At 28.8% G+C, this 11115-nt stretch carries 10 protein-coding genes and 1 tRNA gene; 2 read left to right on the top strand and 9 right to left on the bottom strand.

Annotated elements, in window-relative coordinates; genetic code table 11:
• The 9 genes from CAMP5118_RS05860 to CAMP5118_RS05820 are packed head-to-tail and all read right to left on the bottom strand — an operon-like array spanning window position 1 to window position 9170.
• Entirely contained in the window at window positions 1-2190 is a 2190-nt protein-coding gene (locus CAMP5118_RS05860) for a RelA/SpoT family protein (protein ID WP_263707356.1), read from the bottom strand.
• Window positions 2174-2392, bottom strand: coding sequence for a DNA-directed RNA polymerase subunit omega (locus CAMP5118_RS05855; protein ID WP_039618002.1), 219 nt, complete (start codon window positions 2390-2392; stop codon window positions 2174-2176). The genes CAMP5118_RS05860 and CAMP5118_RS05855 overlap by 17 nt, the downstream gene beginning before the upstream one ends.
• A gap of 8 nt (window positions 2393-2400) precedes the next feature.
• Window positions 2401-3126, bottom strand: coding sequence for a UMP kinase (gene pyrH / locus CAMP5118_RS05850; RefSeq protein WP_039628219.1), 726 nt, complete (start codon window positions 3124-3126; stop codon window positions 2401-2403).
• Between the two features lie 55 nt (window positions 3127-3181).
• Entirely contained in the window at window positions 3182-4357 is a 1176-nt protein-coding gene (locus CAMP5118_RS05845; RefSeq protein ID WP_337216840.1) for a murein hydrolase activator EnvC family protein, read from the bottom strand.
• Window positions 4354-5160: an ABC transporter permease gene (locus CAMP5118_RS05840; protein WP_337216839.1), complete on the bottom strand. Its 807-nt coding sequence runs from the start codon at window positions 5158-5160 to the stop codon at window positions 4354-4356. The genes CAMP5118_RS05845 and CAMP5118_RS05840 overlap by 4 nt, the downstream gene beginning before the upstream one ends.
• Window positions 5147-5803: a cell division ATP-binding protein FtsE gene (locus tag CAMP5118_RS05835; protein ID WP_337216838.1), complete on the bottom strand. Its 657-nt coding sequence runs from the start codon at window positions 5801-5803 to the stop codon at window positions 5147-5149. Before CAMP5118_RS05835 ends, CAMP5118_RS05840 begins: the two co-directional genes overlap by 14 nt.
• A 46-nt stretch (window positions 5804-5849) precedes the next feature.
• On the bottom strand, window positions 5850-7040 hold the full coding sequence (gene trmB / locus CAMP5118_RS05830; RefSeq protein ID WP_337216837.1) for a tRNA (guanosine(46)-N7)-methyltransferase TrmB: 1191 nt from the start codon (window positions 7038-7040) through the stop codon (window positions 5850-5852).
• Entirely contained in the window at window positions 7040-8254 is a 1215-nt protein-coding gene (locus tag CAMP5118_RS05825) for a fibronectin type III domain-containing protein (protein ID WP_337216836.1), read from the bottom strand. Before CAMP5118_RS05825 ends, trmB begins: the two co-directional genes overlap by 1 nt.
• The gene (locus CAMP5118_RS05820) at window positions 8208-9170 is read right to left on the bottom strand and encodes an RluA family pseudouridine synthase (RefSeq protein WP_263691642.1); all 963 of its coding nucleotides are present in this window, start codon (window positions 9168-9170) and stop codon (window positions 8208-8210) included. The genes CAMP5118_RS05825 and CAMP5118_RS05820 overlap by 47 nt, the downstream gene beginning before the upstream one ends.
• 72 nt (window positions 9171-9242) lie before the next feature.
• Here CAMP5118_RS05820 and CAMP5118_RS05815 point away from each other — a divergent pair, with 72 nt between their 5' ends.
• Together CAMP5118_RS05815 and CAMP5118_RS05810 are read left to right on the top strand one after the other, a co-directional pair.
• Window positions 9243-10352: an FtsW/RodA/SpoVE family cell cycle protein gene (locus CAMP5118_RS05815; protein ID WP_214118031.1), complete on the top strand. Its 1110-nt coding sequence runs from the start codon at window positions 9243-9245 to the stop codon at window positions 10350-10352.
• Between the two features lie 52 nt (window positions 10353-10404).
• Window positions 10405-10481, top strand: a tRNA-Ile gene (locus tag CAMP5118_RS05810).
• The last annotated feature ends 634 nt before the right edge of the window (window positions 10482-11115 follow it).

The raw sequence follows: 11115 nt of genomic DNA, 5'->3' as shown, positions 1-11115 counted from the left end.
TTAGTGATTATTATATGCATCATTTAAAGATGTAAAATCTAAAATTTTATATCTAGATTTTAATCTTTCTTTTGCATTCTCAAGATCTATATTATTAGGTAACTCAACTTGTACTTCAAAATAGTTTGCAACGACTGGCTCTGAATCAGCTGAGTTAATACTTAAAACATTAATCTGCATTTTAGCTAAAGTAGTTAGAAAATCTGCTAAAGAACCTTTTTTATTTTCTATAGAAACGATGATTTTGTAACTTTTTATCGAACTATCATTCCAAAAAACAAAAACCATTTCTTTGTTATCTTCTATCATTTTCATTGCTTGTTCACAAAGCTTATGGTGTATCGTTGCTCCAGTTGAATGCCTAAAAGCAATAATTTCATCTCCTCTTTTAGGCCTACAACAATAATCAAAATTAATCGTGGTTATTTTATAATTAGAACCAATCACTATGCTTTCAAATTTTTGCTCATTTTGTTCAAATTTAGCTGCTTGATTTTGCCCCATATATTTTCTTAGAGCAATAATTACATCTTTAAAATAATTAAAATCCAAAGCAATTTGTCTTAGCTTTTTATTAAAATTTTCTTTTTCAAGCCATTCTTCTATAAGTTTAGAATCTTTATTAAAAACAGTAGATAAAAGATTAACAGCAATTTTGTTATTTAATTCTTTTTTCTTTTGCTTGCAAAAATCTCTTATACTAGCTCTAGCCTTTCCTGTTTTAACGCTATCTATCCATGAACATCTAAAAAATTCTTCTTCGGAAGTTTCAATGCTAACTATATCTCCATTTTTAAGCACGGTTAAAAGTGGTACTCTCATGCGGTTAACAAACGCAGTTTTTGCATGAAGTCCTACTTTGGTGTGAACTTCATAAGCAAAGTCCAAAGCCGTAGCCCCGCGCGGCAAAGTAAAAATTTCACCCTTTGGAGAATATACTGCTATATCTTCTATATATAAACTATCTTTTGCATATTCATAAAGTTCGATAGCATCACAATCTTGCACAGCATTGCCATCTTCTTTACCATGCATAGAAATATCTGCAAGCCAATCTAAATTTGGTGTTGTTATATTTCCTTCTTTATATTTCCAATGCGCTGCCACACCAAATTCAGCAGTCTTATGCATATCAAAGGTGCGAATTTGAGCTTCTATGATATTTTTTGCATCAAAAAGCGTTGTATGTAAGGTTTGATAACCATTTTGTTTTGGCAAAGCTATATAATCTTTAAATCTTGAAATTAAAGGATTAAAATGTGTATGTAAAATTCCTAAAGCCAAATAACAATCATAAACTTTTTCAACCAAAATTCTTACACCCAAAAGGTCTAAAACTTCATCAAGTCCTACACCTTTTCTTTGCATTTTTAAATAAATAGAATAATTATGTTTAATTCTTTTGTGTATAACAAAACTACCTTGTCTAAACCCATTTTCCAAAAATAACATTTCTATTTTTGAGATAAATTCATTAAATCCAAGTTGAATTTGTTGATCTTTTGCATTTATATAATTATCAATTTGTGCATATTCATCAGGCAATAAAAACTTAAAACTTAAATCCTCGAGCAAATTTTTTATACTTGAAATTCCAAGTCTATGAGCTATAGGCGCATATACCACCAAGGTTTCTTCGCTGATTCTTTTTTGTTTATCTTCTCTTAAAAAATTTAAAGTAAGCATATTGTGCAATCTATCACAAAGCTTTATTACAAGCACGCTCACATCTTCAACACCAGCTAAAAGCATATTTCTAAAAGTCAAAGCAGATTTTGCAAGTTTTTCATTAGAATTAGAGCGTGTAAGATGATCTTCTCTAATACTGACTATTTTGGTTAAGCCTTGAACCAATTTGGTGACTTCTTCACCAAAATTTAAACTCAATTCTTCTTCATTGCAATTTGTATCTTCTAACACATCATGTAATAATGCAGCTATGATCATAGACTGCACTGGACTTAAAAAAGCCACAAAAGAAGCCACTAATATAGGATGAACTGCATATGGTTCTCCGCTTTTTCTAAATTGTCCTTCGTGTTTTTGGATACAAAAATCTACTGCTTTTTCTAAAACAGCAGATTGTGGAAAGACCATAAAAAGGATTTCTTTTGCTCTTTGTAAATCCTTACAATTTTTAACATCATCAACAAGTTTATCTAACAATAACTCATCATTTACTAGCTTCAATAAATCCCTCTAAAACGATTTTATCTTCTGCTATTTCATGTAAAGCAATGTCGGTATATTTGTATTTATTCTTATCTAAATTTACTAAAGGTTCTGCACCATTTGCAAGCTCTTCAGCTCTTTTAGCTACTACAAGAGCTAGTTTATATCTATCATCTTTTAGTTTTTTTAATGCTTTTGCAGCTATTTGTTCTACTCTCATTTTTATCCTTAATCTTGATTTTTAACAATAGAGCATAAACTCATATCGCCTTGGATGATTTTTAATAAATTTCCTTCTTTAAACATATTACATACCACAATAGGTAAAGCATTATCTTTAGCTAAGGCTATTGCAGTATCATCCATAACTTTAATATTATCATGCAAAGCTCTTTCATAGCTTAACTCATTAAGCATAATTGCATCATCATATTTTTTAGGATCTTTATCATAAATTCCATCTACCTTAGTTGCTTTAATGATCATATCTGCTTGAATTTCTACCGCTCTTAAAGTCGCAGCAGTATCTGTAGTAAAATAAGGATTACCCGTACCACAAGCAAAAATAACTATACGTCCTTTTTCTAAGTGTCTATGTGCTCTTCTCATGATATAAGTTTCACAGAATGCTTCCATTTGAATAGCACTTTGAACCCTTACATCAAGTCCAGCGCTTTCTAATGCTTCTTGCATAGCTATAGAATTAATCACAGTAGCAAGCATACCCATATGATCACCACTTGTTCTTTTTATAAGTCCATCTCTTGCAGCAGATACCCCTCTAATGATATTTCCACCGCCTATTACTATACCTACTTCAACATTTTCATTAATCAAGCTTTTTATTTCAGAAGCTATGTATTTTAAAATAGAATTTTCTATACCAAACCCATTTTCTCCAGCCAAAGCTTCTCCAGAAAATTTAACCAATACTCTTTTTCTTTTATTGTTCATTAAATTTCTCCTTTGATTTGAAACTATATCAAAATTCGCATTAAAAAAAACTAATTTATTTAATCATCTCTAAAGGATTGATATGAAAATTCTTTTGCGTTACTTCAAAAGTTAAATCACTTTCAACCCTACCTATAATATAACCTTTTTTGATATTTCTACCCACTTTAACACCAGGTGCAATTTTATCTAAATGCGCATAAATAGTATGTATACCATCTTTATTTTCAACAATCACAACTTGTTTTAAAGTTGGAGTTGCTTTTGCAAAAACTACTTTACCATCTAAGACATTTCTTACTGCAGCATTAGCACTGTCGCTTTTTAAAACCACATTTTCATTATAAATTTTAATATTATAAATAGGATCAACATAATTTCCAAATTTTTGCTTTACCGTGTAAGATTCTAAAGGAGCGATTGTCTTAGGACCGCTATAGCGTTTAACACTGCTTGTTTGATAACTTGAGCCTACTTGTTTAACATTTGAGCTTGGTTTTTTATCTTCTTTTTTTTGTGCTAATTTTTCTTCTTCTTTTTCTTTAATAATTTTTAATTTATTAAGTGTTTTTCTCAATTCTTGTTGTTGGGCTTGTAAATTAGAAAGTTTTCTAGTATAAATTTCTTTATCTGTTTTTTGCTTAGCTATTTCTTGTTCTTGCTTTTTTCTAAGATTTTTAAGCTCATCGATTTGATCTTTATAGGCTTTTAAATTATTATTGATTGTGGTAATTTGAGTTTGTTTTTCTTCTATTTTTTTACTTATATTTTCATAATCTTTTGAAATTTGATAAAATTCTTCTTTGAAAATTTTATCCAAAACCCCAACTAATTCTAAAGCTATGATACTATCTTCACTTTCAATATAATTTTTAGGAATTGCCAAATCATAAGCAAAATCTTTAGCAATTAAATCAATAATCTTCCCTTCTATTTTGTTTTTATTTTGCAAAAGATCTTTATTTTGCGCATTGAGTTGCTCTAGCGCTTTTATTTGAGTTTTTACTGAGCTTTCAAGTTTAGAAGTTTTCGAAGTTAAAGTGCTAATTTCTGAAGCAATTTTTTTTAGATTTTTTTCATTATCTAAAATTTCACCTGCTAAATCCTCTAACTTTTTAGAAAGTTGCTTTACTATGCGCTCATTTTCTTTAATATCTTTTTGTTTTTGTGCAATTTCATTTGCAAATAAAACAGAAAAAGAAAACAAAAAAAGCAAAAAGCATTTTTTCATTTTCTAACCTTAAACATTACAAAATTCACACAAGCAAAACAAACACAAAGCATTGCTAAAAAAATCAAAAACAAATGTGTGAAAATACTTATTTTAGGTAAGCTAATGTCCACACTTTGTAAGGCTAGTTTAATGGATTCAAGATCATAAACTTGGGTAAAAAATAATACAAGCAATAAAAATGCTATAAAACAATCAGTAAAAACAATCTTATAAAGCATAAAAGATCTAAACCAAAACGGTGCTCCAAGTAAACACATGATTTCTACTCTTTGAGTATGCTCAAAAAGCCAAATTTTCATTTGCTTAAGCAATAATACAAAGCTAAGCAATATTATAATAAACAAGAAAAACCATAATAAAAATTTCACTAAAACCAAAAGTTTATAAATTTTTGTATGCGTTTTAGCAAAAGTCTCTACTCTAGTAATATTAGGATTTTTTAAAAGCTTATCTTTTAAAGTATTTAGTTCATCTTCTGATAAAAGTTTATTGAGTTTTAAAGTATAAAATTTTGGCAATGTAGCCTTTAAAACTTCTATATTTTTAGCTGATATATCATTTTTAAGTCTATCTATCATTTCATTTGGATTTAAAATTTCTAAAGACTGAAAATGATTTACTTGATCCTCTATGCTTTTTTTATCCAAATGAGTTTTACCTACTAAAATAATATTATAATCTTTATTTAAAAGTTTTTCATAATGCTCTATAGTTTTGTTTGTAATGATTAAAAACTCAAAAGCAAACATCATTACCATTAAAGCAAATATCAAAGAAAGATGATTTTTAAAAGATTTCATTCATTCTCCCATTTTCTATATTAAAACGACGATAATCAAGTCTTAAATTAGTAGGAATTCTATGCGTAACAACCACCACACAAGTTCCAAGTATTTCTCTAGCTGATTTTAATAAAGTCCATATAATATCTGAAGAATACTCATCCAAATTTCCAGTTGGTTCATCACATAAGAGTAAATTTGGATTATGTGCTAAAGCTCTTGCCATAGCCACGCGTTGTTGCTCTCCACCTGAAAGCTGAGCTGGCTTCTTATCAGCTTTGAAAGTTAAATTTACATGCTTTAAAAGCTTTGCGGCTTGTTCTTTGCATACATTCTTACTATAACCTTTAATCATCAAAGGTAGCATTACATTTTTTTCTACACTAAATTCTTGAACTAAACGATAATCTTGAAAAATAATTCCTATTTTTTGCCTAAGCTGTAAAAGCTCAGCATTAGAAATATCCACTAAATCATTATTGCAAACCTTTAAATTTCCACTTATTGGCTCCAAATCCCCATAAAAAGATTTCAACAAAGTTGATTTTCCACTACCACTTTTTCCTGTGATAAAAACAAAATCATTATCTTTTAGCGAAAAACTAGCATTTTCTATAACAAGCTCATCATAACCAAGACAAAGCTTTTTGGCTTCTATCATCACTGCTTTTTCCTTATCATTTGTTTGATAATTATTTAAATCATTATTATTTAATATAAGAATACAATATTTCTCTTAATTTTTCTATAGCTTTTAAATTTTCTTTAGTTTTAAAAGGCTGCTCAAAAATAAATTCTATCTTTTGTGCGTTTAAAGCTATATAAACATGCTCGGGCTTATAAAAAGCACCAAAAGCTATTTTAATGATAAGCTCGTCATCTTTAATGTACATTTTTTCAAAATGCAAGAAAAAATCCTCACCTTTAAAAACTTCATTTTTAAAATTCTTTTTTATACAAGCTAATTCTTCTGCGTTTAATCTTAAATCTTCAATGACAAATTTTTGATCCTTGCTTAAGCTTTCACTCTTGCTAAAACCACTAATGATTAAATCATATATATCTTTATTTTGTCTTTTCCAGCGATCTTCGTATTTGCTTGAAATTTCTAAATTTTCATTTTTTTTGATTAAAGCTTTTAAATGTGAAAAAGTTAAAAAAGTTTCCAAAGTAAAATCAAAATACAAAAAGCTATCCGTTCTTAGTTCAAATTGTCCATTTTCTTTTAAAACTCTAGCACATTCATTTGCAAAATTTAACCCCACTACCCTACGGTGAGGCTTTTTATCCCAAGGGACAGGAAAATGCAAAAAGATTTTATCTACTAGATTAGATTCAAGTACGCTTAATAATAATCTTGCATCAGTTTCTATTAATAAAACATTATTTAAGTTTTCACTTAAGGCAAGTTTAGCTACTTGCTCTAACGCAGGGGTGTAAATTTCTATACCAATTATTAACACGTCAGGATTTAATCTTGCTTGATAAAGCAAATGCCTACCACTTCCAAAGCCTATTTCAATAAAAATTTGCTTTTTGTTTTTTATTTGCTCTAGTAATTCTTTTAAATCATTGGCAATTAAAGGTGTTTTTTGGATTAACCTTGTATGTTTTAACGCCACAGCTTCACAAACTACATCTTGAGTGAAATTTTCTTTAAACACAAGTAAAGCTTTTTGCAAATATCCAATTTGCGAAGGCTTAGTGTGTTTTTCACCTTTAATAAGCCATTCTTGTTTTTTTTCATCTTTTTTAATCTGCAAAAAAAAGTTTTCTTGCTTTATACGCGTAAAAAGCAAGTCTACATTTTCACCTTTAGCAAGCCATAAGAATTCAACCCCATCTTTTTCAAAAGGAAGTTGAATTTCTTTTAGAATTTTACACTTAAAATTTGGCATTACTTCACCGCTGTAAATTTATCAGAAGCTTTTGATTCTATACCATTTGCATCAATAGCTATAACTTCATAACTATATACTTTTCCAGGAACAGCTGTGATGTCTTTTAATTGTTTAGATTTAATCTCTTTAAACACAGCATTACTTCCACCTCCACTTCGTTTAACTATGTATTCTTTAGCTCTATCATCATTATCAACCCATTCAACTCTAATACCATCATCTTCAACAGCACATAAAATAATACTTGGTGCTAATGGTGCCCCTAAGGTAATACCTTCTACAGGCTCACTTGCTATAGGACTTTCCAAGCCATCTTTATCGACCATACTCACTTTATAATATCTTTTTTCAGCCACGCCTTTAACTACATCTTCATAAGTATTTTCAGAAGTTTTAGCTACCACGCTAAAAGGTAAAAAGGTGGTTGAACTAGAATAAATTTTATAATAAGCAAAATCAGCATAGTCAATTTTATTCCAAGTTAAAATGATTTTTCTTGGCGCGTCTTTACTTGCTTGTAAATTACTTACCATAGGAGGAAGTGCTTTGGTGGTTGATTCTACTATTTTACTTGGAGTACTTTTAATACCATCATAAGTTAAAGCTATGATTCTATATTGAAAACTCTCATCAGGCTTTAGTGAATCATCTATATATTCAGCACTTAAGCGATTTTTAACCCTAGTTAATTCTTTAAATTTCATATCTTTCATATTTGCACGCTCAATGATGTATGAATTTACTCTTACATCAGGGTGTGGTCTCCAAACTATTTTTACACGATTTGGCAAACCCACAATAGCTTGCACAAAAGGCACTGGATCAATCACTCTATTGGTAAAAGCTTCTATGCTTACACCATCTTGAGAAACTTGCCCAAGCTCATTAAAAGTTTTCATAGAATAATAATATCTTGTATTTGGCTCTAAATTTGTATCAGTATAATGAGTCTGAAATTTATTTTTAATTTTTGCTATAAGCTCCATAGGTGCACCAGCTGCATTTGCTCTATAAATGTAATAGCCTGCTATATTTTGATCATACAAAGGTTCCCATTCAAAAGCTATGCTTGTAATATCACTTATACTTTTAATATTTGAAATTTTTGGTAAAGTATCGCTTACTTGAGCAATTTGAGGCGAACTCATAGTTGTACTACAAGCACTAAAAGCCAAAGCAGAACTTAAGATAATCCAGTGAAGTTTTTTCATCTATCTCTCCTTGTGTAAAATTTTCTTTTAAAATTTGATAAAAATCATCAAACATAGGAGCTTTTATAAACATTAACTCTTTAGTCCTAGGATGAATAAAATAAATCAAATACGCATGAAGCATTACTCTATTATACTTTATTTTTCCTTTATATCCGTATAATTCATCTCCTAAAATATAGCGATTAAAATCTGCCAAATGCACCCTGATTTGATGGGTTCTTCCTGTATATAATTTAGCAGCTATTAAAGAGCAGTTTTTAGCACTTAATAAATTTATAAAATCTGTTTTTGCATTTTTTGCTAAAGGATTTTTGGTATTTGTAGTAATTTTTTTAAGCCTATTATTAGGACAACGCATAATGGCTTTTTCATTACTCATTTTATCATTTTTCAAAGGCAAGTCACTCAAAGCAAGATAAAATCTTCCCATACTTTTATCTAAAAGCTGATTTGCTAAAAATTGATGTGCTTGATTGTTTTTAGCTATGATGATAGCTCCACTTGTGCCTTTATCAAGTCTATGCACAAGCCCTGCTCTATGCTCTCCATTTAAATTTGATAAAGCATAGCCCTTATGCAAAAGCCAATCCACCAAAGTCGCTTCTTTAACACTACTTGCACCATGTACGACAACATTAGGAGCTTTGTTTAAAACTAAAACATCATCATCTTCATATAAAATTTCTATATCAAACTCAGGCGTGTAGCTTTCTTTAGCTTCTTTTACTAAAGGTAAAAAAATACTTATTTCATCTTTTTGTTTTATTTTTTTAGAACTTTTATTTTCTAATTTTTCATTAATATATATGCAATTTTCTTTGATTAGTTTAGCAACTTGCGAACGACTTTGTTTAAGTATATCTGATAAAAAAATATCCAATCTTTCTTCACAAAGTGATGAAATTTTTAGCATATTATATTTCCTTGTGATAAAATTTGCAATTTTAGCATATAATTACACAATATTTTGTAAAAAAGGTTAGCTTTGATAAAACTTGATAGAAGAATTCTAACGCATTTTGATTTTGTTCAACCTCTTTTAGTGTTACCTATCATAGCTATATCTTTTCTTTTAATTTATGAAGCAAATACACGCTTAGCCGAAAAGCAATTTATCTATACTTTAGTAGGTTTTGCAGGATTTGCATTTTTTTTCTTTTTACCTTTAAGAAGATTGATGTGGCTTATACCTGTACTATATTGGATTAATATAGCTTTGCTTTTGAGTGTGGATATTTTTGGTGTTGAAAAACTTGGAGCTAGAAGATGGCTTGAGATACCTTTTACACATTTTACCATACAGCCTTCTGAAATTTTCAAACCCTCTTTTATTTTAATGCTAGCTTATTTGATTTATCAAAATCCACCACCGCATAATGGCTATGGTTTAAAACAATTTTTAAAGCTAAGTTTTTATATTTTACTCCCATTTTTACTTATAGCAGGAGAACCTGATTTAGGAACAGCTTTAGTGCTTTTAATAGTAGGCTTTGGAACGCTTTTTATCATAGGAGTAAATTATAAAATTTGGCTTAGTATTTTTTTAGCTATAGCTATAGCTTCGCCTATTATTTATAGTGATTTTTTAAAACCTTATCAAAAACAAAGAATTCATGATTTCTTAGCTGAAGAGCCAAGTTACCATGTAAAACAATCCATCATTGCAATAGGAAGTGGTGGTTTGAGTGGAAAAAAAGCAGATGAAGCCACACAAACACATTTTAAATTTTTACCTATTTCTACGAGTGATTTTATCTTTGCATATTTATCTGAAAGATTTGGTTTTATCGGTGCGGTTGTAATCATACTGCTTTACACCTTACTCATTTTTCACTTATTGAGTTTAAATTATAAGCTCAAAGATGATTATTTTACAAGAGTGGTGACAAATTGCATTGCTTTGTTTATTTTTATATACGTAGCGGTAAATATATCAATGACCATAGGTTTTGCTCCTGTTGTTGGTATACCTATGCCATTTTTTAGTCATGGGGGGAGTTCTTTTGCTACTTTTATGATTTTCTTTGGAATTTTACAAAATTTAATAACCTTTAGATATTTAGCAATAGAAAAAGCGGTAAAAATAAAATTCTAAATTTAAATTAAGGAAATAAAGATATAATAACATTTTTATTTTAACTTCTGGCGGATTTATAGCTCAGTTGGTTAGAGCAACCGGCTCATAACCGGTTGGTCGCAGGTTCGAGTCCTGCTAAATCCACCATTTATTTTTTACTCCCGAGTGTTTTTTTGGCAAATTATATTCAAAATATTAAAAAAGAGTTTTTATATTTTCAAAAATAGCTTTTTGTATATTATATAAACAACCATAATAATAATTTATTTTACACCTAAATTATATATTAGGTATAAATCTTTTTCATAGATAAAACTAATTATACTATGTGAGCTATTATCATACTTTATAATATTTTCTAAAGCTTTGAAAAATCACTAGGAATTTTGATAATCAAATTTTCATTTTTTAAGTTTAATTTCTTAAATGATAGGTTTTATTATCATAGTAAAAACTTTGGTTTAAAAATACTTTTTTAAAAAATATATAGTCTTTATAAAAAAGCTTCTTGGTAAATTTTATTTAAAATTTATATCCAGATTGATATAAACCTTTATATCAATCTATGTTATTGATTTAATATCATCATATAAAACTTCATCTTGTGAATTTGGATTTGTAAAACCTTGTTTTAAAAGCATATATCTATTAAACCTAGTTACATTACCCAAATTCTTTAAAACATCTCTCTTGTATTGCTTTTAAAATCTTGCTATTTTTTAAATCAATTACAAAGTTTTTATTTTAATTAACAAATCACACCTGCTAAATCTATCATTTA

This window comes from Campylobacter sp. LMG 7929 (genome assembly GCF_024723595.1).
In the GTDB taxonomy this organism is placed as follows: Bacteria; Campylobacterota; Campylobacteria; order Campylobacterales; family Campylobacteraceae; genus Campylobacter_D.
The sequence above is the reverse complement of the archived record's forward strand: the minus strand, read 5'-3'. Positions and strand labels throughout refer to the sequence as shown.